This is a genomic window from Endozoicomonas montiporae CL-33 (genome assembly GCF_001583435.1).
Taxonomy (GTDB): Bacteria; Pseudomonadota; Gammaproteobacteria; order Pseudomonadales; family Endozoicomonadaceae; genus Endozoicomonas_A; species Endozoicomonas_A montiporae.
In genome coordinates, this window is sequence record NZ_CP013251.1 from 365,683 (window position 1) to 391,187 (window position 25,505).

11 protein-coding genes are annotated in these 25,505 nt (G+C 46.3%); 2 read left to right on the forward strand and 9 right to left on the reverse strand.

The genetic code is table 11. The features are described 5' to 3' along the window. Position 1: 1 nt before the first annotated feature. The gene (locus EZMO1_RS01660; RefSeq protein WP_034879472.1) at positions 2 to 1,567 is read left to right on the forward strand and encodes an AAA family ATPase; all 1,566 of its coding nucleotides are present in this window, start codon (positions 2 to 4) and stop codon (positions 1,565 to 1,567) included. Between the two features lie 55 nt (positions 1,568 to 1,622). Here the strand turns inward: EZMO1_RS01660 and EZMO1_RS01665 are convergent, their stop codons facing one another. After that, positions 1,623 to 2,936, reverse strand: a complete 1,314-nt coding sequence (locus EZMO1_RS01665; RefSeq protein ID WP_222842178.1) for a DNA-processing protein DprA — start codon at positions 2,934 to 2,936, stop codon at positions 1,623 to 1,625. Positions 2,937 to 3,016: 80 nt separating this feature from the next. Further along, positions 3,017 to 4,189 (reverse strand): ATP-dependent DNA helicase RecG, encoded by a 1,173-nt coding sequence (locus tag EZMO1_RS27505; protein WP_034879469.1) that lies wholly within the window; start codon positions 4,187 to 4,189, stop codon positions 3,017 to 3,019. Between the two features lie 75 nt (positions 4,190 to 4,264). On the opposite strand from EZMO1_RS27505, the gene EZMO1_RS01680 reads away from it, so the two are divergent. Beyond that, positions 4,265 to 5,372 (forward strand): IS3 family transposase gene (locus tag EZMO1_RS01680; protein ID WP_145912435.1). Its coding sequence is split into 2 segments (ribosomal slippage): positions 4,265 to 4,533 and positions 4,532 to 5,372, totalling 1,110 coding nucleotides; the frame shifts between segments, so codons are not numbered across the junction. A 42-nt stretch (positions 5,373 to 5,414) separates the two neighbouring features. Here the strand turns inward: EZMO1_RS01680 and EZMO1_RS01685 are convergent. The 7 genes from EZMO1_RS01685 to EZMO1_RS01715 all read right to left on the reverse strand — a co-directional run bounded on the left by EZMO1_RS01685 (position 5,415) and on the right by EZMO1_RS01715 (position 25,502). Continuing rightward, positions 5,415 to 6,368, reverse strand: coding sequence for a DEAD/DEAH box helicase (locus tag EZMO1_RS01685; RefSeq protein ID WP_082212363.1), 954 nt, complete (start codon positions 6,366 to 6,368; stop codon positions 5,415 to 5,417). 183 nt (positions 6,369 to 6,551) lie between these two features. Next, entirely contained in the window at positions 6,552 to 9,233 is a 2,682-nt protein-coding gene (locus tag EZMO1_RS01690; RefSeq protein ID WP_034879468.1) for an ATP-binding domain-containing protein, read from the reverse strand. Positions 9,234 to 9,300: 67 nt separating this feature from the next. Further along, the gene (locus EZMO1_RS01695) at positions 9,301 to 10,545 is read right to left on the reverse strand and encodes a hypothetical protein (protein WP_034879467.1); all 1,245 of its coding nucleotides are present in this window, start codon (positions 10,543 to 10,545) and stop codon (positions 9,301 to 9,303) included. 102 nt (positions 10,546 to 10,647) lie between these two features. Next, the gene (locus EZMO1_RS01700; protein ID WP_034879466.1) at positions 10,648 to 12,618 is read right to left on the reverse strand and encodes a coiled-coil domain-containing protein; all 1,971 of its coding nucleotides are present in this window, start codon (positions 12,616 to 12,618) and stop codon (positions 10,648 to 10,650) included. 17 nt (positions 12,619 to 12,635) lie between these two features. Beyond that, the gene (locus tag EZMO1_RS01705; protein WP_051790701.1) at positions 12,636 to 17,306 is read right to left on the reverse strand and encodes an Eco57I restriction-modification methylase domain-containing protein; all 4,671 of its coding nucleotides are present in this window, start codon (positions 17,304 to 17,306) and stop codon (positions 12,636 to 12,638) included. 16 nt (positions 17,307 to 17,322) lie between these two features. Next, positions 17,323 to 20,211 carry a helicase-related protein gene (locus EZMO1_RS01710; protein ID WP_034879465.1) on the reverse strand — a complete coding sequence of 963 codons (2,889 nt, stop codon included), beginning with the start codon at positions 20,209 to 20,211 and terminating at the stop codon, positions 17,323 to 17,325. Between the two features lie 2 nt (positions 20,212 to 20,213). Then, positions 20,214 to 25,502, reverse strand: coding sequence for a DEAD/DEAH box helicase (locus tag EZMO1_RS01715; protein WP_034879464.1), 5,289 nt, complete (start codon positions 25,500 to 25,502; stop codon positions 20,214 to 20,216). Positions 25,503 to 25,505 lie beyond the last annotated feature (3 nt).

Genomic DNA, 25,505 nt, shown 5'->3' on the forward strand with positions numbered 1-25,505 from the left:
TATGGCTGATGAAGTAGATATCCAGCAATATGTAAATAGACGTATTAAAAGATATATTATCGATAATCCAGAGTATAAGCCGTGCCTGAAAAGGTATTCGAACAACCCTCTCACAGAAGCACTTTATTCTGTGATTTCAAAATCAGAGAATAACCACGACTTTTCCAAGGAAGATCTATTTAAAGCTCTTGCAAAATTACCGTACCACCAAGATCGAGATAATAATAATTTTATTAATTTGGATCAGTATACTCATAAGCAGCAATCTTTGTTATCAATGGGCTTGATGGATTGCTGTTTGCCTGACAGTGATTTATGGTTTGAAATATGGAATGAAGTAACTGACATTCTTATGGATACATACGTGTTCCGAAATCCCTTGTCAGCCGAAAATGTCAGACATCTTACCAAACTATGCCCGAAAAATAAAAAGGATAAAGATGAGTTAAAGGATAGAACTGAGTATTTGTTTACGCCAAGAGATTCTTGCTCAACTTGCACTAAGACCAGTGTTTTAATAGGCTGCACTGGAGTCGGTAAGACTTTTATAGTTGAAAGCATTTTATCTTTAATTCCTAATGTTATCTGTCATAGAAAATATAAGGGTCAGCCCTTGCGACTAACACAAATTCCATGGACAAAAATTGATTCTCTTCCATCCGGATCTGAAAAAGGCTGCTGTTTGCAGTATTTGGCAACACTCGACTATCTTCTTGGGAACAAAGGAAAGGATTGTTACTTCAAGGCAAGCAGTTATAACAAGAGTATTGATGTCTTGCAGCTTGAAATGGCAATAGCAACAACACTACACAATGTAGGAATGCTGGTTATTGATGATTCTGAAAACATATTAAACAACAAAGAACATCAGAGATTAACCGCTTTTTTGAGTGCTTTAGTTAACTGTGTCGGTTTATCAGTTTGGTATCTTGGAACAACAAAAATGTGGTTACTATTCACTAGCGAGAAAACAAAAGACTTTAGTGCTATAAGAAGAATTGCTACAGGATTTTACCATGAGATAACCCGTTGCAAACCAGAAGACCAGTTTTGGAAAAAATTGGTTAAGCTCTTTTGGATTAACCTTATGGCAAACAATAAAATTGACTTGGATGACAGTGATGAAGCTGATGATGAGTCAAAATCGTATTACAAACAGATTTATGATTATACTCAGGGCATTCCGGCAATTCTGGCCAGTTTCATGCATCGCTGTAACCGCTATCTCGTTAACAACCAAATAGATGAGATCAATGATCAGGTTCTGGAGTACGTTTACAAGTTCAAGATGACTATTATTCACGAAGGCATTGAAGCCTTGAGAGGTACAGGCCCAAATGCATTTGAGGACTTAGATTCCATTCGAGAACTTATTGAAGAAGACCAGCGAGAAGCTGCTCAATATCAGGAAACTTTTGACAGTTCTGATACTGAAGATGCCGCATGTTCTCATTCTAAGACTGAAGACGCTTCTAAAGTTGAAACAACAGTATCCCCTGAAGATGTCTCCGATGAATTAAAAAAACTGCGTGAACTTATGACTTCGAATTTACAGAATAACGAGTAACACGTGGAAACCAACATCTAATCTGACACCCTCCTCTCCAAGGTAGTTCGTACAGCTAATTCAGATTCTTTGGAATGGTTTTCTTCAATTCACTCCATTGAAAACGAACTGGTCGTGTTTTCTTGACTAGAATGCCTTCTTCGACTGCACGCATCAGCCACTCTTTGACTTGGCTATTATGCAGCCCAAGAGATTGAGATATTTCATCAGGTGCGATAGGGGTACTGCACAAAGAATGCAGATGCTTCAGAAAGAAGTCATAAAGAGGCTCCAGATCTGGCTCTCTACATGCAGTCAAATCTGCGTCTGCAACGACTTCGTCCTGAATCTTTGGAGCAGCTTTTGCTTTACTGTCATTAGCTGCCTGTATACCTTCCTGTTCGGGAAGATTAGGCTGGCTCTCCCCGACTTCACTACCTACCGTAGAGACAGAAGAATATGACTCTAGTTCCTTATTCTGTGAAACAGACCTTTCTTCCGCTCCCCACAAGTCCAGAGTTGGAGCCTGTGTCGGTTGTAATCGATGTTTGATAAACAGGTCAGTTACAACAACCTCATCAATACTGTTGTTACACCAGTGAGCGCCCTGATTAACGATGTCTGCATTTCCTGCAGCTCTGTCTTCAGTCGGCTTAACCCACAATGGAACCCAGTCTTTTTTCAGGTTCTCCAGAGCACCGCTCCATGTACCGCCTTTAATACCGGAATGCACTACCAGTGCTCCATCAGCTATGCAATAGACATACTTATTGCGGGCCATGGCATTACCCGCATTAAAGCCAGCTTCAGGATAAAACGGAGAGATCAGAACCAAGTTGTTACTGGCAAGGTGGCTACGCCATTTTTTAGCCATTGCTGCTTTCAGCAGGCTGTCTGCCATTACACCGATTGAAGTTCCATGTGCGTTCACAGCTCCCAGCATTGAGGTTTCATCAACACCTCTGGCTCCACCGGAAACAATACAGATACCATTGGAAGCACACTTGGCTCCAACAGCATCAGTGAACGCCAAATCAACTGGTGAAGCGTTTCTGGAACCCACTACAGCCAGGCCACCCTGATTGAGAAGGTCTTGATTACCTACCCCAAAAAACAGAGGAGGAGCTAAAGTACCCAGCCGTGCTTTTAGCCGCTTCGGGTAGCAATCGTCGGAGCGAGTAATCACCCAGACACCCGCTCTCTGCCACTTTTCCAGAGCAAGCGCCATGGCATTACCACGTTCAAGCAATGCCTTAATGCGCTCAAAGGTAATGTTTTTGTCCTGCCAGCTTGCCAGTAGTTTAGAGAGGTTCTTTTGCAATAGTTGGGCAGGTGAGAGCTTCTGGTCTTTCAGCCATAACGCAAAGCGCCCCCACTCCGTGGGGGTCAAAGGTTTTACAGCTCCTCTTTCAGGCTTTGAGAAGTATGTGTTGAGCAGCAAAATTGCCTGTGTATTTTCTGAAAAACTCATTAGTCACCTGTTGAGGTGGAGGCCAGTGCAACTGGATATACCTTCCCACTGCCCGCCTGCTGTAATAAGGCTGCTGCAACAGTGAAAGTCCAGCCTGAGTCCACAATATCATCAACCAGCAAAACAGGTGCTGAATAACATTCAGTGACTGCAAAAGCCCCGTCCAGATTGCGACAACGCTGATATCTGTTTTGCTGCAGCTTCTGAAGGCTATTGTCTCTGTTTTTTGCGATGGCGTCGATAAATGGAAGCCCCAATGCCTCGGCCAGTCGCCGGGCAAAGCTTGGAACCAACTCTGGGTGATTACGTGAAGGAATACAGCAAACCCATTTAGGAAACTCTTCAGGGTTCCAGCGTTCACGAATCATTTCGGCTGTAGCTGTCACCAACTCATCCCGGAAGTGACCGTCATGTTTGTCTTCAGCAACCATATAGCCCCATCCTGCATCTCCCCAGCGGGAAAGGACTCGCCCTTCCTGAGCACGCAACCCTTGAGGCAGGTTACCCCGAAAACCATATTGGGCAAATGCTCCTGCAGCAACCTGTACATTTGGTTTGATAGGCGCTTCTGCCTGCTTCAGGAAAACTGCTGCCTGATGAGCAATATCAGACTGGATTTCTGTAGCAATGATATTCTGTCCCAAACAATTAGCGCAGCAACCACAAGGTTCCCGATTGCCATCATCCAGTGCATTTCTGAGAAAAGTCATCATGCATACGTCAGTAGACATATAGTCCTGAACTTCCTGCCATTCACTTTCTCTTTGCTGAGTAAGATGGTCAATACGATCATGATCCATTGAGAACGGGTTGGTAGTTCGTTTCCAGACTCGACCATCCTTAAAGATAGGTGCAGGGTTTTCGATGCTCAGCATCTTTAGAACCTTTTCTATCTGCCCACTGCTGACATTGGAGTGCTCTTCCAGTTCCCTGGCCGTTAAGCCATCAGAGTCATCCAGAGCATTTAGAATCTGACTAACTTCGTCTTCCGAGGGAAATGCGGAGCCACGGAAGTACTCATGAATATCTCGATCTTCCCGACCACTTAGCAGCACACCAATGGATGAAGCAATTCCACGTCCAGCCCGGCCAACCTGCTGGTAATAGGCAACAATAGAACCCGGAGCCTGGTAATGAATAACATAAGCCAGGTCAGGCTTGTCGTAGCCCATATGATGGACCCCATAAACTGGACAGGTAGCTAAGTTAAGTTTTCTGGCTGTAAGATGACCCTGCAGGAGGGAATCATGACAGCAAAAAGAAAACGACATAAGCCCGAATTTAAGGCACAGGTAGCACTCGAAGCCTACAAGGGCGAAAAGACCATAAACCAGCTGGCAAGCGAACACGAAGTTGCAGCCGTTCAGGTTAGCCAGTGGAAGCGACAGCTACTCCAGGGGGTTCCAGAAGTCTTCGGCAGGGCACGGCCAGAGGTAGATCCAGATGCGCTCACTGCCCCCCTGTATCAGGAGATCGGACGGCTTAAAATGGAGCTGGACTGGTTGAAAAAAAAATCTGGCAATGTCCATTGATGACAAACGGAGATGCATAGACCCGGATCACTCGAAGATCAGCATTCAGCGCCAATGTGAACTGGTTGGGTTAAGCAGGTCAAGCTGGTATTACCAAGCTTCTCCAGCTTTGGAAAGCCCTGAGAATCTGAATCTGATGAGGCTCATTGATGAGCAGTATACACGTACACCGTTTTACGGCAGTCGTAAGATAACTGCATGGCTGAATGAGCAGGGCTTTCCGGTCAACAGGAAGCGTATACAGCGACTTATGAGGCTGATGGGCATACAGGCTGTCGGACCAAAACCGGGCACAAGCCTGAGAAACAAAGAGCATAAGGTTTACCCGTACTTGTTGAACGGCGTTGATATTGTGAGACCCAATCAGGTCTGGAGTACTGATATTACGTACTGCCCGATGCCTCAGGGGTTTATGTATCTGGTTGCCATTATTGACTGGTACAGCCGTTACGTGGTCAGCTGGGAGCTGTCGAACACACTGGATGCAGACTTCTGTATTCATGCGCTGGGTCGAGCTTTGGAACAAGGTGAACCTGATATATTCAACACTGACCAAGGGTGTCAGTTTACCAGTAATGATTTTCTGGCACCTCTTCAGGAACGGGAAATACGTATCAGCATGGACGGGAAAGGGCGAGCACTGGATAACATTTTTGTCGAGAGGCTGTGGCGCTCCGTCAAACATGAATGGCTGTACACGCATGAATTTCAGACTGTTCCAGAGCTTTATACTGGGCTGGATGAATACTTTGAGTTTTACAACACTGAACGATTACACCAGTCGTTGAGTTATAAAACGCCTAAGGCAATTCACTTTGCATGAGGGCTTTGGACCACTGCCAGGACTTAACTTAAATTTGTTGGTTTACTGTCTTGACAGTGGGGTCCACCATACCATGCCTAAAGCAGTGGTAGCTACCAGTACATCCAGCTGGTTGTTCAACAGCCTGTCTTCCAAATGCTGGCGGTAACTATCACTGGTTTCAAAAGCCGGATCAGTGACGCCACTGTAATAGGCTTTGGCATTAATCCCATGTTCAACAAGCCAGCCAGCTACCTGATCAGCATCCCGTTTGGTAAGTACATAAACAATACCTGTGCCGTTCAATTGTGGAATGGTCTGGGCAAGCCAAGCAAGTCTTGATGCTTGGTCAGGCAATTCCAGTGTTTGCAAGCTCAAACCGTCTCGAATCAGGGGGCCACGCTGAACCACAATATCACCGAGCTGACTCTGAATATCATCTACCACACGGTTGTTTGCAGTTGCTGTAGTACCTAATACCGGTGTGTTGGCTGGAAGGCGCTGAAGAATATTAATAATACGACGGTAGTCTGGTCGGAAGTCATGCCCCCAGTCAGAAATACAGTGCGCTTCATCAACCACCATCAAACCGATGTTTTCAGAGATTGGCATCAGGACATTGTTGATAAAATCATCGTTAGCCAGTCGTTCAGGGGAGATCAGCAGGCAGTCAACCTGGTTGGCCAGGATTCGGTTTTTAATGGTTTCCCATTCATCCCGATTGGTTGAATTCAAAGTAACCGCCTCAACACCCAGTCTCGCTGCAGAATCAATCTGGTTGCGCATAAGAGCCAGCAGTGGTGAGATAATAATGGTCACACCTCGCCCACGGTCACGGAAGATTTTGGTGCTGATAAAGTAGACCGAGCTTTTACCCCAGCCGGTGCGCTGAACAACCAGCAGTTTCTGCCGTTGATTGACCAGAGCATTTATTGCTTCCCATTGTCCATCCCTGAACTCAGCCTCCGGGTTGTCTAGTGATGTTCTGAGCAGCTCCTGAGCCTGATTGTATTCCATACTGCCTCCATTAAGGGAGATTGGTTTTTAGAAAAGAGAGGACTTTTAGTCCTACAATTTAAAGTTATGGCAAAACTGAAAATATTTTTGATTTGATGATAAAGTTTTTTTAATTTTTCCGACTGAACCTATGCTGTAGATAAAACCACAGCATAGTTAACGCCTTATCAATCGGAATACAGGTCAATCTGCTGCTTTAAACTCAGATTTCATCTCTGAAACCAGACTCTCCAGCGATTCAGGCATCTCTTTCTTACACGCCAAGCCCAAGAATGTTGCAGCACGGGTAGCTCCTACATAAAGGAACTTTTCAAAAAGATCTGGTTTCTCATCAGCCAGTGCATCCACCCCCAGGAAGAACACCGCTTCAAACTCCAACCCTTTGATGTGCTGGATATCGAAAACACGGACAGAGCTGCCTTCTCCAATGGTGTTACCATTTGAGCAAGCCTCTGCCTGAAGGTTTATGTCTTCCAACAATTTATTGAGAGCATTGGCTGTGGGAACAACTTCTTCTTCAGAGTTCACCAAAACTGCTATTGTTGGCCTGCCACCTTCTGCCAGTTCATCAATTTCCTTAATTCGCTCAAAGAGCCAATCAGCCACTTCAGTTGTGTCTTGATACTGCTCAAGCAGAACAGGAGAAACACCCTGATGATCGACATGCTCCGGAAGTGTTGCTTTCTCCTCAGCTGCCCCTCCCATTAGCTCCAGAAGCTTCCCTGCAAATGAGTTCAGCTTTTGACTCTGTCGATAAACGATATTAATCGTTTCATGGGAGATCTTTCCGGATACCCATTCGAACTCGTCTTTACTCTTTGTTCCCCAATCAGTAATTCGCTGATTGAAATCACCACAGGCAAAGAAAGAGCCGGTGCTCAGGCTGGTCTGACGCTCCATACATGCCAGCTGTATTGGAGAAAAGTCAGTGGCCTCATCGACCAGAATCTGATTCTTAAACTGATCGGAAATAATCTTGAGGGTGGAAAACTCTTCCAGATTCATGCGTACAAAATGTTGCTGCAAAAGATCTCTGGCACAATCAAGCATGAGCAGAATAATCAAATCCAGCTCTTGCTGACCAATATGACTGGCTTGCTGTGGAGATGAGTGATACCACTGCTCTGTTTTCAGGCAGCTCCTACGGTAAGCACGATAACTTTTCGGTACACTTGTTGTGTAACGATTTGCCAATTTCGTGAAGCGACGAAGTGCATTCTGGCTATATACAACTTTACCAATACCGAGAAGCAGCTCTTTGTCTGGTAGACGATTTCCTAGCCATTCAGCAATCTTGGCATTTTTGGTTGTCTTTCCAAATTTGCCTTTCTGGTATGTGACCCTTGCATAAGCTCTGATGAAAGAGACCAGTGCTTGCGCAGCCGCTTTCTTCGGTGTTTTTTCCAAATTCTGAGGTTCAGGCTCATCGGCATCATAAACTTCATCAGAATCTTCATCTTCGGATGAGGCTTTGACAGTAGAGAGAAACTTTGCAAATTCACCAACCAGAGACTTCTCTTTGTTCAGAATAGAGTTAACGGCTTTGCGAATTTCTTTTTCAGACTCTTGCTTGAGCTTATCCAGTACGGTTTTGACTTCAGCCTCAAGCATAAATATCTGGCTATAGGTTGCCATCAGAGAGCCAGAAGCCTCAACAATGCTGCTTATTTTTTCTGCCAGAGGCTTAACATCTGTGATGCTTACCTTCTTCAAAAGCTTGATGCCATCTTTGAGGTGTTTTTCTGCACTCTCCTCGTGATAAGTCCTGAATGACTCATACCAGTCTATCGCTGCTTCATTGACTTCAGGTTTCAAGTGCCCAGCATCAGTTTTGAGAATAAATCCAGATTTTTTACTGGCTGACTGCAAAATGTCCAGAACATTTCGACCAAGATCACGACTCTGGGCATCCCAAGTTTTAATATTCAGGTCAGACGCTGCAACCTGTTCCCTGCTGAAAGCCTCTTTAAGGTAATACTTCAACAAGTCAGTCGGGGTAAACATTATCCAACTGCGCTTATGGTCAGTCTCTTCACCGATTTTTGCCTTCTCTGTTTCGGTTAAGTAAGCGATATCCAGCTTTTGGCCCAAGCGCCGAATCAAAGTAGTGGTTTTACCTGTACCTGGAGGCCCTAATATCAGTAGCTGGCTATCCAGAGGCATTCGAAAGATTTCATCCTGAAACTTATCCAGAATTGGCTGGTCTCTAAGACCAATACTGGTCAGGATTTCGTGCTGAATGGAATCTCTGATGTTGTCGTCAGCATCGTCATCCAGATAATCATCGAAGAAGTCTATTTCTTCGCTTTCAACCGGTGACTTCAACAAACCTCGAAGGCTTGCTATCTGCCTGAAACCGGTATCAATGTTTTCAAAATTGCTATTTCTTGAGTCCCATTCATCACCTATCTGAGATGGATTCAAAGAAGTTCTTTCAATGACTTCAAGATACCTGTCTCCCTTGGGAGTATGGATGATGACTTCCTCACCAACGGGGGTTGCAGCAATCCTTCCAATAGGGGCCCTATAGTTTACCAACCGCCCCCCTGCATTGGCTCCATAAGGGTCGATTCTGCATATAAAATAAGTTTCTTCATTTTCATCATCATCCAGTACAACCACCCTTGAAATGGCAGGCTCTCTTGTAAGCTGGCTTAATGATTCAGTCTTGCTACGATTCATATCGCTGACTGTTTGGGTTGCACCAGTTTCTGTGAATGAGTTTCTGATAATCGACTGAGAATTCAGACCATTATCATTCTGCATTAGCTTTTGCGCAGAACTGGCGACATCATCCATTGTTGAAAGGGCGTCTGAAGCCAGTTCCTCCAAATGACCAGCAATGTCCGTTTTTACTGCTTCCATATAACACCGTATCCTATATTCTAACTAGCTTGGATTCCCCCTCCATCCAAAGAGAGAGGGCTTAAAATTATTGTTTCGACTCAACAGCCTCAAGCTCATCCAGAGGCTTCACCCATTCCTCATAGGGAAATTTTTCTTTGATCTGCTTCTGGAACTCTGGCTCTTTCAGCATTTCATAAGTTACATCTTTATAGGTGCAATGTAGCCTTGTTTTATCAAGGAGCTTGTCTGCAGAAGGTGCGCTTTTCATCAGCATGTCGAGCAGGTATTGCTTGGCAGTTTCTTTTGTGACCTTACTGCATCGCGCTTGTAGCGACTGAGGCGGTTTGTCTAAGACTATTGGAGACAGCTCTTCTGCCAGTCCTTCAAGTGACTTTTCAATACTGGACTTAATAGTGGCTCTAGAGCTGTTACAGTAATCGTTTAACCTGGTTCGCAAGCCTTTAACCTTTTCATCGAACTCAGCTCTCCGGGTTTTAAGTACAACCCTGCCTAATCGCTTGCCCAGGTTGGGGGCATAATCGTTTCTTAGCTGCTGATATTCACTGCGGAGCTTTTTGAATTCTTTAAGTTCTATGTCTTCAATTAGCTTGTAGCTAGCGTTTACTTTTTTCTCGACCTCTTTGCTCCCGGCAAAAATAACTTCCATGAGTTCGTCAGAAAATTTCAAAGTACGCTGCTCTATTCGCCCTCCCTCCAGCTCGATTTCAACGAACTGGAGGTGAGTCTTATAAATCTGAACGATTCGTTGCAGGTCAAAAGCCTGAGGAGGGTTATCTGTAATGGATTTCGTGACTTTCTTGATTTCTTCCGGACCCAGAAAGTCTGAACCAATTTCCACTCCAGGGATATCTGCTTCAGGCCCTGGTTCATAAAGGACATTAGTTTTTTTTGGGTTTGAAGGTGGTGTTATAGAGCGAACTATCGCTTTTACCTGATCTCCATGAAGCTGAATTGCGTTGACTCCATCACCCTGGTTCTGGCTTTCAACTGCCATAGGAGCCAGGCTAAATGCCCAGCCCTTCTCATCGATCAGTAATGTTCCGATTCTGAGCCCCTTCTGCTTGCGAATTTCAACGCCAGCATCAACAAGCATCTGTATGGACTCATTTCGACCATAACCGAGCCGGAAAACATTCTCATCGTAATCCAGAATAACGATGCAGCTGTTCTGATCCAGAGCGGTGTATCGGTCGATCAAAGCAGAAGCTACATCATCAGAAATGGAGGGAGCACTGTAGATTACACGCTCTCTGGCTTGAAGAATAAACTTTCCCATATCTGCAGGTGGCATACCTTGAAAAACGGCCATATACCCTCCCTCTGAATTTATATCTGATTATTCTCCACTCGTAGAAAGATGCTGAAAGCACTGATTTTTTTCATTAATGACGTGGTTTTGTCAGCTTTCCACTCACAGCAGTTCGCCCCCGGAAAAGGACTGCTTAAACAAGAATCCATCTTTATTGCCGGAGTGAAGTATAAGTTTGACCACTCCTTGCTCTATTAGTTCAGAGCTCGGTCCGGTTGTGGTAGTAACAATGTACTGGAAAGGAAAAGCATCCTGACTCACGCCCAGCTGGTGTAGCTGAACCAGTAACTGCTCATACTTCTGATACAAATTATCACCCATATCCGCTTCACGGGGGCTGTCATGAATCAACATGCCGGGGTGAGTGACACCTTTATTGGCTCCGTACAAAAGCGTACAGATATCCCCCAGAAGCACTTCTGAGATATGCAGGGCTTCTCCTCCACGGCCACGTATGCGGAACGGCACTGAAGCACCTAATATGCATTCGCCGGTGTAGTCAGGGAAAACTTCGTGGACGATTTGCTTGTAGAGTTCTGTCAGTTTCTTGCTGGTTGCAGCATGAGAAAGGCTGGCGCTGTCGAGGCTCTGACTTTCCCTGTGCTGCTCCTGCGTTTTCTTTTGCAGCTTTGATTTCAGATCATTGAGTTCTTTGAAATCGCTTCTGCCAGAGAGGATGTCGTCGTATTCGCTTAAGTCATCAATGCTCTGATTGAGTTGTGCATGCAGGGCAGTAACAGATTGAATCTTCAGCTGTAGTTTCTTGTAATCAGATTCAAGCAGACCTTCTTTTCGACTGTGGAATTTTATCGTTTCCTCTACAGATTTGACTCTGCTTTTGTAATTCCGGATAGCTGTCAGTCGTTTCTGATACAGCTCATTACTTTCATTTTCTCTACGCTTTTCGTCCAGGCTTGAGCCGATAAGCACTTGAAATTCTTGAATATGCTTACATTCACTTAGCCGGACATTACCCAGCTCACAAAGTTCATCTGAAGGGTTGAGTATCTGCTTTTTTAGCTTGCTTCTTTCTTCACGTTTCTGACTCTCTTTGTAGAAGCTTTTTCGTTCCAACTTTAAAAGAGACTCAAACTTCCTGAGGTCTTTTTCAGCCAATTTACGCTCTGCAGCCTCTTCTGTCTGTTGCTCTCTTACACCATCCTGCTGCCCAGTCAGTTTTTCAATTTCGTCCTGATAATTTCCCAGCTCACCTCTTGCCTTTCCCAGCAAGTCAGTTGGGAATAATTGAGGCTGATCGGTGGATACCGGAACGTCCTGATCGACACCAATACGATTTCGCAACAATTTTGCCAGACGTTCCCAGGCAAGCTTTGGCGCACGTTCCAGTGAAGCGATTTCTTTCTCAAGATTAGCGATCTCACTTCCCAGCTGTTTTACCTTGCGAGAGAGTTTCTGCTCATTTGAACTCTCACCAGAAAGGCATAGCCGCACCATATTGATCGGGTCTTTACTTGGGTGAGTGAATCCCGGTGCATCTGATTCACTGCGGGTATCACGCCAGGTGTAATAGTCACCCAGATAAGCTTCCTGATCCCTGCTGCACCAGGAGAGCACATGCCCCCATGAAACTTCATTTCCGCTTACGGGAAGAATCAACTGATCTGGCACCACAGCCTGCTCAATAGCCTGTTGATACGTTTTCCAGTCAAGCTGATTCTTGTCGCTGAAGACAGTTACAAAGTTTCCCTCCTGAACAACGAACTTCTTTTTTCGGGCATCAAGAGCTCTGGCTACAGTCCACTGTATTCCCTTGATCCAGACCACCGCTGCAACATAGGCTTCCGGGAGTTCAAAAAGAACACGCTCCTTGAACTCTTTGGTAGCAAAACTATCCTCGCCCAGGCAGTAACGAATAAGACGGCAGAAACTGGTCTTGCCAACACCGTGTCCGAGACTGGGTTCATCACCCGCATTTTCTTTTGCCCAGATCAGGTTGAGCCCTTTGGCGAGCTCAACCTCCCGGATGGGTGAGCCATGTTCTTTTGACTCAAAAATAGCGACTCTCTCAACCCAGACTTTCGGCTCTTTATTGGCAAAGACCAGATCCATCATCGGACAGTTACCTCCATTTAACTGCTTTTACGTGTTTTTCTGTCGTGACTATCTGCAGTGGTTGTTTGTTGGTTAAAGACTTCAACAGCTTCGTTAACCCTGAGTGCCTGGGCGATCAATGCTTCTATGCCAGCAGGGATAATGGCTGTGCCATTGTTCTGGGTATCGGTTGCTGCCCAGTTATTGCCGGAACTGCGACGAATCAACTTCTGGTTTTCCAGTGAAGTGATCGCCCGATCAAAGTCGTACTTGGCACTTCGAGCAGGAAGGGCTTTAGGTAATGGCAAAGCCTCTTCATCTTCCAGGAAGGTTTCCCTGTGGCTGATATCAAGAACAATCCTCGCAATATCATTAGCCACCTTTTTATCCACAGACGACAGTTGACGAATTGTGGATAGAATGAGGCCACAGTAAGCCTGCTGTACCGGATCATCACCTGGGTAGACAAAATCAGGCATCACAGGTTCAGCGGTTACATCTTGCTCAAGTTCCTGTTGCTCTAACTTGTCCCATGCTTCCAGAACCAGACGCTGGGTGCGGTATTCACCGAACTCCTTCATTTCCTTGTTCCTTAAAACACGGAAAGTCTCTGAAGGGTAGTCTGAACCCATTACATCAGCAGGGTCGAGGATATAACGCAGCTCGTCACGGGTCAGGCCGTAGAGTTTGGCGTAGTAAGCATCCAGCTCTGATCGAAGCTGATGACGACGGTTTGCATTGAATTTGAAAGGTTCACCATGATAGCCCAAAGCTTCGGCAAAGGCTTTCATATCGTGACCTGTATAGTTTAACTCCAAAACTTTTGGAGCAATATAATCTAAATCCTTGTCACTAAATACTTCAGGTGGAAGTGTAGGGAATTGCTTGATTATGAAGAAATTCAAGTTAGCCCCACCAACTTTATGTCTCACGACAAAATCGAAGCATAAAGAGGAAACACACCCCTGAAGAGCTGCTAGGTGTTTCGCTGAAATATTACGCCCCACGAAAGAAAGAGGGAAACTATTACCAACAGCACTCATTGGTATTATGCTTGCAATAGCTGTTCGGTCATCATCTGAACGGCCAATGGCTCTCCATCCTAAGGCAAACTTAGGTAGGCGGCTTATCAGCAATTTATGAAGAGCGACGACTTTGTCACTTTCTTCTTGGTAGGCTGTAAATTGATCAGCCGTTAATGGGTATTCAGTCTGAAGTTTTTTTGCTCGATCATAGTCCTGTTGATTTGCAAATAAACCACTTGAGTCGTGAGAATACCTCTCAAGTATTTGATCAGCGCTTCTTTGATCACCTTGTTTCAAGCAATATCCTGCCAACCAAAAACTCAGCGCTTCGTCTACTTCATCCCGCTTATCTTTTTTTATAGCTGAAATCACTTCACTTGGAGAATCACTAGCTCTCAGTGCTACCTGATAGTGATCAACCCAATAACGTGGATTATTGACATATATTGAATCTTGCTTCTCTTCAAGAGTGCAGTCGCGAGGCCCCTCACCGTTCAGTTCATAAGTTGCCCAGCGGTGATCATAATGATGAACCATTTTAGCCTCATATAGAGGAATAAAATTATTCTTTTCAAATGTCCACCAAGCTGATCCTGTTTTATGGGGCACTGCTCCAATTTTTCTTAATTGCTCAAGGGAGTGAAACAGGTCGCTATCATTTGACATATGGAACATCGCTTGAAAACGAATTCCCCATGGATTTTTTTCCGTTTCAAGAGGAGTCCCCTCGTGTATCAGCACAGGAGCTTTTTCATAAATTCTTTTTGTTAGTTCCGCATCAGCCTTCGAGCGGAATATCGGACAGTTTTTAGTATTAGGGTTAATTTTGCAAAACTCTTCGGGAGTTAAAGAAAAGCGCTTTTCTTCTACTCCAAAGTCCTCAATATTTTCTGCTCTAAACAGTAACAGTGCTCGATTTGAGCTACCAATTGTTAGTAAGCAAAATGGGTTACGGTCATCCGTTCCTGGAAACCACTTTCTTATTTCATAACAGCTAAACAGTTTTTCTAGTTGCCCAGTAGTAGCCAGTTTTGCGAAAAAGGCTTTAGTACTGTCATCTGTAGCAATCCCCAAGGGTAAAACAATACCGGCTTTGCCTTTTTCACAGCGTATATCCAATGCTGTTTCAGCAAATAAAGCATAGAGATTTACATCTCCTTTCCCCGTTAGAGGAAAGCGTTTTGATAAACGGGCAAAAGCACTGGTAGCTTCCGCCCCTTGCTTGGCTCTCATGAACTCAGAAAATATAGCTTGTTCTGTCTCGCTACCACTCTTAAGTTTTGTAATGAGACGGGATCGAGCCGCTGCATTTTTTGCATCCGAAATTTCTGGGCTACGAGGCGCAAAAAATTCTTTTTCCTGTAGCTTAATACGTTCCCAAGGAGGATTCCCCAACACAACATCAAACCCTTGTCGCCCTTCTTCCCGACCGAAGACTTCAGGAAATGCCAACGGCCAGTGCAAAAAGCGATGCTGCTTTGCCAATTCCTGAATATTATCTCTAACCAAAGTCGGAATTTCTGTGCCATTAATAACTTGCTTCAGCGTCAGATTGGTAGGCACAGTGGATTTTAAGTCTTCTGTTTTAGGAGCAAAGAATGCAGCAGTAAAAATATCTTCCTTCAGTCGTGCATCTTCCATTTCCCGAGAATGTTGGGCTGCTTGCCAGGCTTTTCGCTTGGCTTCAATCTGCTCCAGATCTTCTTCCGGCATCTGCTCCCAAGTAGCCAGATCAGCACCAATTATACGCTGGGCTACAGCCATCCCCTTAGCAGCGTCTTTGTTAATTCTATTCAGCTCAGTACAAACGGCTTTATCATCACCAGTCAGGGCTTTAAATGCTTCCTTGGGAATACCATCTTCCATAATGGCTGGATCAAGAATACCCACCAAGCCATTACCACAACGAATATGTGCATCCAGGAAACCAAGAGGCTTACCGGGTTCTAACGCTTCCAGCCAGAGCGCCGTTTTACACAGTTCTACTGCCAACGGGTTTAAATCCACACCATAAATACAATGAGCGACTACTTCTCTCAATGCATGACGGTATTCCTGCTCTGTTGGTTGACCAGAAGTACTCTGATACTTTGCCAGCTCTGCAGCTATACGACGGGCGGCAGCCAACAGGAAGTGACCAGAACCACAGGCAGGGTCAACCACCTTAATGGATAACAGAGCTTCTGTAGGATTTTCCGGTTGTGCTTTCAGGCGATCAGCAATCACTGGTAACAAAGCTGATTTGATCAGTTCCTGAACCAATGAATCAGGCGTGTAATAGGAACCAGTCAGCTTTCTGGCTGAACCTTTGCTGCCAGAGGCTGCTTCTTCATCCCCCAAAAAGCCGAACCGCCACGGGCTTCCCTGACGAACTACCGGAATCAGTTCCAGCAGCGATTCGTAAACAGAACCCAGTTCTTCGGTATCCATATCCCGGTAGTTGATTCGGGTAAGAATACCTTTGTAATTGCGAAACCAGGCCAGTTGGCGAATAGCTTTCAACAGAAAGCGGTTTTCCAACTGAGCATTATCTATATCTGAACACTGATCATTGGCAAAAAGACCGCCCAGAGCTGGTAATCCAAGGGATTGCTGACCTGTGGATAAACACTGGAAGTTGACCTGCATTGCTTGCCAGAGATCACTATGCTTATCTTTGGTAATCTGTTTCAGGGCTCGTTCCCGAATCTGCTCAATGGAATAACCATCCCGATAGAGTTGTCGTATATGCTCCTCTGTTCCTGGTTCGTGCAGCAAACCACGGGACTCAGTAGTGAACAGAAAAAGGCAGCGATAAATCAGACGTAGTAATTGCTGGAAATAGGCATCCCGACTTAGCTCCCCGGAACTGAGTTTTTCCCGGAGTTCTCTATTTTCAGGGTGAGCAACAAAGCCCGTACCCAAAGCTCTTAAAGCCTCTTTAACGCCTGTACGCAATAATCCTCGTGCCCGTTCACCCTCTTCACTACTTTGTGTTTTCCATTGTTCCAGAATACAACTAGAAACAGGTTCACCCGCCTTTGGTTGAAAGCGACTGCGATGGATTAACAACCAGCAGGCAACAAAGTCGGAATATAACTCTTCCGTGAAGATGCGTTCTAAATCGACCTCAATAAAAGCAGGTCTGGTCAGGCTAGGATTATCCCTGACCAGTCGCAGTTGCAGACCGTTGGTAACAAGCCCCCACAGGCATTCATCGGTGGAATTCAGGTATTCCTGCACCAAACCATATGGCGAGCGTTTGCGGTTTTCTTCACCAAATTGGTCATGACTGCTGTCCAGTTCCTGCTGATAGCTGGCGAAGACTACAGGAGCTACACCTTTTACTGCAGCAAACCCAATAGGGAAAGTACGTTCACCCTGAAATACTGTTCCTACTTCGTTAAGGTCAACAAAACCAAATACCTGTGTGAACAAAGGTTCAAGCCAGGTTTCTCTGGTCATTTGCATTGGGTGAATATCAGTACGATGGCGGCGCTCTTCAAACTCCTGCCAAAGCGCCTGGGCAATACGCCAGTATCGACCTATTTCATCACGCAGCTTCATGCCTTTGGGCGTGGCGTAATCACCCGCTTCCTGATGAAGTGCTTCAAGACGACTGATCTTGTTCAGGTATTCACCTGCAAGCAGCCCGTTTTCGATACGAACGGCATCCAGTGCCAGTTCGGTTGTTTTCTTGGACATAATTACACCCTCAGCCTCAGTCGCTTTTTTCTTGCGCTATAGGCATCTGCGCCGGAATCAACACATACACACCCATTACATCTACCGGCAGAATGGGCTGAACCTTATAACTACCTTTTGCATCCGCAGCGGTTCGCACACGACGATGATCACTTAACAACTGCTCAGCTTTATCTTTTGCCAGCTCATTCAACTGAGCTTCAAGCTGAGGTACTTGCTGAATGGCTGTGCTGACATGTCGTTCAACCAGGGGTGGCGGCATATTGCGAACAGGTCTGGCATTTAACAGCTCTCTGGCTTCCTGACCTTTCAGGACAGAATCTGCTGATGAGCCTTCCAGTGCCAGTGCCATTGGCTCTTCACAAAGTAATATCTGTTCTGAACCTGGGCGGGAAATCATTAACTGAGTTCTCAGACGCAATAGCAACAAGGTTGTTTTGGTGCTGACAGAGTCGGTGAAAACAGAGCCGCATCGTGCAACAGAAAAAGTCGCCATAGCATCTTCTTCATGAGCGCCTTCGCTTAGGGCTGTTTCCAGCATATGGTCAGCCAGAATGCCAACCAGAGGATGAGTCCTGTGGATAAATGTGGCACCCGGCTTTGGCGGGTAGTGGAAATCTATACGTGGCGTGCCTGTTACGCTTTCAGCTGCCAGTCTTTCCTGCAAGCTTTCTGGCAGGGCTTCTGTTGGTAGTTTGTAGCCCTTATCCGTTTCTTCCAAAGCCGCATTCAGCTGATGACAGGCTGCGGTGACAAAGCGTTTAACATCGTCTTCACCACCCAGGACTGCCATGGTTTTGTTCCATTCCGGAAGCACGTCTTCTGGCTTTAAGCGGTGCTGGGCAAAGATGGTACGGTTTCTCTTGGCTTTTTCATAAGCCGAATTCCAGACAGCTTCCAGCTCTTCTTCAACATCACCAAACAAGCTGGCCTGAGCCGTACCCTGCACAGAGTCTTTACCGGCAGCAGCTCCCTGACGTAACAGTACTGATTCCATCAATGCCTGAGAAATACGGTTATCATCATCCGGCATTGGCACGGACACGCCTAGCTCTTTGCGGATGGCATCAGCTTTACGAAGAATAACTTTTAAAACAGCACCATCTACGGGGTTATCCTGCCCATAAAGCATGGTAGCACGAACCACTTCAGCCGACTGACCAAAACGATCTACACGACCTTCACGCTGTTCATGGCGGGTTGGGTTCCAGGACAGGTCGTAATGCACGACCGCAGTAAAGTATTCCTGAAGGTTAATACCTTCTGATAAACAGTCTGTTGCCACCAGAATCCGCTGTTCTCCATTGGCTTCTCCATCGACCATGGCATGAACTCTTTCTTCACGTTCAACCGGAGTCAGTTCACCTGTTACCGCTTCGATGGTGGCTTTTTTGAATGTCTTTTTTAACTCTTCAGCAAGATAGTGTGCTGTAGCAATGTAACGGCAGAAAACCACAGGCTGAAAACCTTCTTTGACCAGCCCTTTCAGGTGTTTGACCAGTGCTTTGAGTTTCGGGTCATTGGCAGCACCGTGCAGACCGGATGCCTGATCAATCAGTGAATGAAGTGTCTGGCTATCAGAAGTGTTGGCTCCCGGTTCGATATCGTCAGCCGACAGAGCTTCTTCTGTTCCGTCAAAAACTCGTTCCTGTGCCATTTCTTCAAATTGATCGAGATTAAAATCCTGATCGCCACTGTTGGCAGCAACTAAACGGGTTCTGAGAGCACTGACCGCCGCTGAAGGAGAAGATGAAACACAACGCAGTAATGCCAAAGCAGCCCACCAATTAATGCGCTGTTGTCGTTTGTCGTCCTCACCTGCAGACTCAACCAGTTCACGGGCATAGTCCATAACCGAGCGGAACAAATCTCCCCAGTCACCGGTCAGGGTATAGGTGATTTCGGTGGTTTCCCTGTCCGGAAACAGTGATGAATCATCCTGCCATTCTTCGATATCCGGACGTCGCCTTTGTACGAAGTGCTCAGCAAGTTTCTGGCGTAAAGGGTTGCGGGCATCTTTAACGCCATCTTTAAGATTGATGAACTCAGGGCGCAATAAACCCAGAAGGTTATAAAACGCTTCTTCATCACCGCTATGAGGCGTAGCGGTAAGCAAAACCATATGGCGGTCTGGATCTTCACTCAGTCCTTTCAATAGCTGAAAACGTTTCTGTTTGCTTTGCATGCCACCACGTAAGGTGCATGTGTGAGCTTCATCGACAATCACTGCCTCGGGGCAGGAACGGTAGAATTCATCACGACGCTTGTCTGACTTGATGTAATCGAGACTAACAATGGTGAAATTCCAGGCTTCAAAAATGGAGGTTCCGGGTGGCAATCCCCGTTCCAACCGTGCAGCCGAGCTAGTTCGAACGATTGCAGCTCGAATGTTAAAGCGTTTTTCCAATTCATCCTGCCATTGCTCACACAAATGCGGTGGGCAAAGTACGGTCAGGCGCTTGATTTCTCCCCGATCCAGTAGCTCTCTTGCGATCAGGCCTGCTTCGATGGTTTTACCGATACCTACGTCATCTGCAATCAGCAAACGTACAGTGTCGTGCTTCATAGCCATCAGCAGAGGCACCAGCTGGTAGGCTCGTGGCTCAACGGCAATATTGCCGAAACTTCTGAAAGGGCCTGCTCCTGAGCGTAACTTCAGCATCATGGCATCACGCAGCAAACGACTTGCTGCATGAGTGCCAAAGGCTTTTGGATTAGGCAATGGAAAATGTGCCTGTTCAACGGGCATCTTTTCCAGTGGCAAAAAGATCACTGTTTTATCATCTTCTGCTGCGCCCATCGGGCGAAGGTGCAGAATCTGATTATTGGATTCGGGCAGAACAATCCATTCACGCCCTCGGGCAGCTACGATACTGCCCGGTTGAAAAGCGACCTGTACAGACATGCTCAGGATTCCCGTTTATCTTCAAAAGAGTTAATTTCACCAAAGAGGTAGCTGTGCTCGGAGAACAGGTCGAGCCATTTGTTCTTCTCTTTGGTAAATCGAATAACGATAAAGCCTGCGTCTTCCAGTTTTCTGGTAATTGCTTCGTCTTTTTCTTTCTGGCTGGCATTTTCATGATGCGGTCCATCAATATAGATGGCGGCCTGATACTCATCGTAATAAAAGTCAGGACAGGTTCCATGAGCCTCAAGGGTTTTCTGGGCTTCATCCGGTTCCTTTAATCCCAGTTCACGAACCTTTTCCAGCCAGGCTTTTTCCAGAGAACTTCCGGAAAGTCTGTCCAACTCATCGCTGTGAGGCGTAATGCGCTGAGACTTTGCGTTGACCAACTGGCACAGAATTTCTACGACTTCACGCTCATGCTCCTGATCCTTTCTGTCAATCAGATCATGGTCAGGCTGGTTGTAGTAGCTGAGCAGGCAACGATAACAACCTGCCTCACAGGAGTCTTTGTGGGTGTGATGCTCCTGAATATTGTCTAAAGACCAGGGCTTGTCTTCATCCACTCGTTCAAAGTGACAAATCTTTAAAGCCTGCTCAGCTACCTGGCTCATTGCCTGAGGATCATTTGCCAGCCTTGTCAGTACGCCTGCTCCGCCTTCTGCAGCCTCATAGAATAAAATGGCACGACGATTATCTCTGCGAGGCAGAGGTTCAGACATAAGCTCCGATTCTTCCAGCTGGAATACCGCTTCAATGCCTCGCTTGAGCGCGTACTGAAGCGTGGTCATTGTGACTTCACCCGGTTGTACCGGAGGCCTCAGGATCAGGATATTCCGACGATCCTCGACATAAGGCACAATGCGTTCTGGCGGAGTTTTATCATCCGGTTCTTTGGAGTCTTTTTTGTCTTTATCATCAGGCTCTGCTTCCCAGAAGCCTGTGATTGGATTGATGTTGAAACCAAGCACGGTTTTATCTTTGCGACGACGCCATCCAAGGTTCATTCGCCATACTGTGGCTGATGGCGCGTACTGAGCTTCCATAACAGCTTCGTCATCTAACAGAAACTCGGTTCGATCCCGACGCAGGCCACGACCATTGACAGCAAACTGTACTGTGGTTTGCATTTCATAGCCCTGGCGTAATCTTTCCTCTTCATCTGCGGTGATTCGCTCAACACGCTTTGTACTGACGTTTTCGATGCGATAGAGGTTTGGAATTTTTACTTCGCCTTCCAATAATTCATTGCAGGAAGCACAAAGGTCCAGGCTTCGCTGTTCACGGAAATGACCGTAACCACAACTTGGACAAACCCGCGCGTAGTCTTTGCTGAGTTGAGCACCTTCGGCAATCTGGTCAGGATCAGAAATACTGAGAATGGCTTTGTGAACCTTGTACTGACTGCCTTCATGGTAAATGCGGCTTTGTGGACCAAATTCAGCCAAAGCAAGAAAGCGTGGTCGGCTCAGGAAGTTTTCACGACCAATTTTGCCCTTTCTGGCAGGGATATATGCCATTAATGGCAGGCGTGGGAAGTTGTATCCGGGCAGGAATCCTTGCGATGCCAGATAGCGATAGGTGTAGAAATCAGAGTTTACACGGGCGTTTTCAGCCAGCAGTAAGTTTCTCTGCCTGTAAGCTTCATCGTAACGTTGCTTGGCATCCTTCCGCTCTCTTTCTGTGGCTGCTGCATTTGTGGATACCTTGTGGTTGAGATCCATTTGCAGAGTGGTTGCTTTATACAGTTCACGCCAGCGATTAAGAGCATGATCAAATTGACCAAAGGCTCCGGCAACACAGTTTTCGAGCCAGGTGTCGTTATACCATGGGGCGGTTTGCTCGGTAAGCTCGCTCTTCAACATACTGATGATTCGAATCGCACGACTATGGGTTTTCTTTTGAACCTCATTGCGATCCATGTTGTCAGCAAGCTCCTGACGTAATGGCTTGGTATCCTGCTCCATATCCAATAGAGCTTTGATGCTGTTATCCAGCTTCTGTCCTGTTTCGGATAGCCAGACGGCGTGCAGATGGCTTTCGATAAGCTCACGGTTAGAGAGGTCAAGGTTAGGCGCTTTAACCTGACCATGAACCATGCGAACCGGATCTTCAAAAAAGTACTGATCGTGTGGACTTTGCGCTGCACAGTAGGTGATAACTAATGCTGGCTGACCAGAACGACCTGCACGACCACTACGCTGGGCATAGTTAGCAGGTGTTGGCGGCACATTTCGCATGTATACCGTATTCAGGCTGGAAATATCTACACCAAGCTCCATGGTTGGGGAGCAGAACATAAGTGGTAGTTCCGGATACTTGCCTTTTTCACTGCGGAATTTAGCTTCACGCTCCAGCCGGTCTTCCATATCTACCTGAGCGGTATGCTCTCGGGCTTCGTAATCGAATAAATGATGAGTAGATTTTGACAGCACTCCCGCTGCATTACGGTATAGATTCCGGAAGAATGGATTGTCTGCAGCAAGGCTTTGCAAGACAGCATGCTCCTGTCCTTCAGGCACAACCCGCCACTGGAGATTTCCGGAGTTGATTCTCCAACCAATAACACCAGTTTCGATCTCTTCTTCAACCACCATGCCGTATTCTTTGGCTGCACTTAGAACCGTATTGATGATCTCGGGATAGCTTTGGTCGGTAATTTTTTCATAAGCAGCATTATTTTCGCCCCAGGTGCTTTTCTTTTTCAGCTCCCGAGCCAGCGTCGAGCGACTGCCTCCGCGAACAACAACATCGGTTATAGAGCCGCGTCTCGCTCTTTGCCCAAACCTTTCTGGAAGCGGTTCAAAAACCATGTATTTCCAGGCCGCTAAACGTTCATCTTCACTTAACGCCCAAGGCTCACGCAGATAGTTGGAGCTGGCACTTCTCAGTGAATCTCTCTGATCCGGGTCCAGATATCTGGATTGAATACACAGGCCTTTTCGCATAGCATCCAGAACAGTTTTCAGGATATAAGCCCTGCGTTCAGGTTCAGCCTGCTTCAAAATTTCCGGGGCACTTTCCCAGCTATCAGGATCTTCTGCGCAATCCTGCAAGTCTTCATAAGTGACCTGCAATAGCCCCAACTGTTCGAGGTTTGGATTGTTTAATCGCCAGCCACGGCGCAAGTCGTGATAAAGCCTGTAACCCAAGACATCCCTGATAGCATTTTCTACATTGCGCTTCGCTCCGCCCTTCAGAGTGAGACTTGCATCATTGACGTATTCTTCCCGAATAGATGGGTCAGAACTGTTGAACCCCAGCGCTTCATATACGGCTTGAGCAATTGTCCCATCCGCAAGATATCCATCAGAAGATTTTTCCATTGCGGCCAGCAAAGCACTTCTCAAGATAAGGATTTGCAGGAAGTCATTGAAATGTCCCGCCTGGAGGGATGCATCCTGCCGGTTGTCCGTAAAGCCCAATAGCTTTTTAGCTTCTGCAGGAAGACTGCTGTCCTGCTCATAAAGGAATGACAATGCAGAAAGCGTCAGCATTGTGGTGGCAGAGCTACGACCTTCACCACTCAGGGAGGAAAGCCGTGAAGATTCCCGACCGGCAGTGTATGAACTGCGGCAATTCAGGCAAAAGCGAATGCTGCCGGGTATTAACCAGCCTTCCATTCCTGAGCTATCGAGTTCTCCTCCAGGATTGACTGCCAGTTTGTTCGGCTTGTGCTTTTTGTAGGTGGATTTCAGCCTTGGCTCATCTTTCGTGAAATCCATCCAGTTTTCGGGGTAGCTATCAACAGCATCTTCATCCCAGATGCGACCATCGCTATCCGGCATAAGGAATGCGTGTTGAGTATCATCATCTTCAAGAGCCCGTTCATCTAGGTTACGAGGATCAAGGGAACCCACTGCTCCATTGGATGCATTCCAGACTGGGTAGTAGTCCTGACCACACTCCCGACAAAAATGAACATTGAAAAGACGCTTCTGACGCTCTGTGCCCGGAGCATATTTCTGGCCATCAAGAGTGATGTGGCGATGACCTTCCGGTTCGAGTGTTGTATAAGCTGTTCCGGCACCAGAGATAAACTGGTGCAAACGGAATGCGAACAGGCTCTTTCCTTTATCATTCTGGCAACGATAAGCATTCAGCAAAAACTCTTCCAGCCAAGGTTTGCAATGCTTTTCGTCCTGCTCTGTATCGGCTGCGAGTTGTTCTGCAGCCTGAGCCAGCGTTATAGGCTTGGCTCGAACCCATTTATCGTCTTCCTTAGTCAATCCCAAGGTAAGCTCTACCCAGACAGAAGCTGGATGCTTGACCATCTCTGCATAGGAAGCATCAGGTACATTTTCTGACAAAGCTTGCTGCAAGTCTGAGAGGATATCGTCTTTACCGATTGAATCAGGCGTAACCCTTTGCAATGTTTCAGTGATGATATTTTCTGGTTTAACAGCTCCACCAAACAAACGGCTTGCTACATCTGAAACAACTTTATTTCGTTCTTCTGCCGTACCATCTGTTGCCATCGTGGCAGAAGTGCCAATGCACAACAGTTTTTCGTTTAATGCTTCTCTTACCCTGCGGACAAGCAAGGCAACATCAGCACCTTGCCTGCCACGGTAAGTGTGCAACTCATCAAGAACTAGAAATTCCAAACCTTTGGCATTTCTGATAACCGCTTTATCCTTGTCATCCTGACGAATCATCAGCAACTCAAGCATCATGAAGTTAGTCAGAAGGATGTCTGGCGGATTACTGGCAATACGATTTCGCTCTTCCTCTGATTCCTGACCGGTATAGCGGCCAAAGGTTACTGGCTCACTGCCTTTTGTGTAATCACCAAGAAATTTCCCGAGCTCTTCCAGCTGGCTATTTGCCAGTGCGTTCATCGGATAGATAATGATTGCCCGGGTTTTGGGTTCACTATTCCTTTCTTTAGCTTTCAGGATTGCATCAACAATAGGGATGAAATACGACAGAGACTTACCAGATCCAGTACCAGTAGTCAGCACGTAGCTTTCTCCTGCCTGAGCTCTTTGGATCGCTTCCTGTTGGTGATGATGCAGAGTTAATGAGACTCCCATTGAACCTGTATCTTTTCCGGCTCTGAAAATCTGTCCACACTCGGAATGTAGTATGCCTTTAGCTACTAACTGCTCAACAGAGCTTCCTGCCTTAAAGCTTGGATTCACCTGTATCAGCGGGGCGGGCCAGTAAAGCTGCTCCTGATGAATTTTTTCAACAAATGAACGAATATCGTCCGCTTTTATTTTGCAGAAGCTACGGGAGAATTCGGAGTATTGAGAAATCAGGTGTTCCCTGAATTTGAAAGCATCCATGAA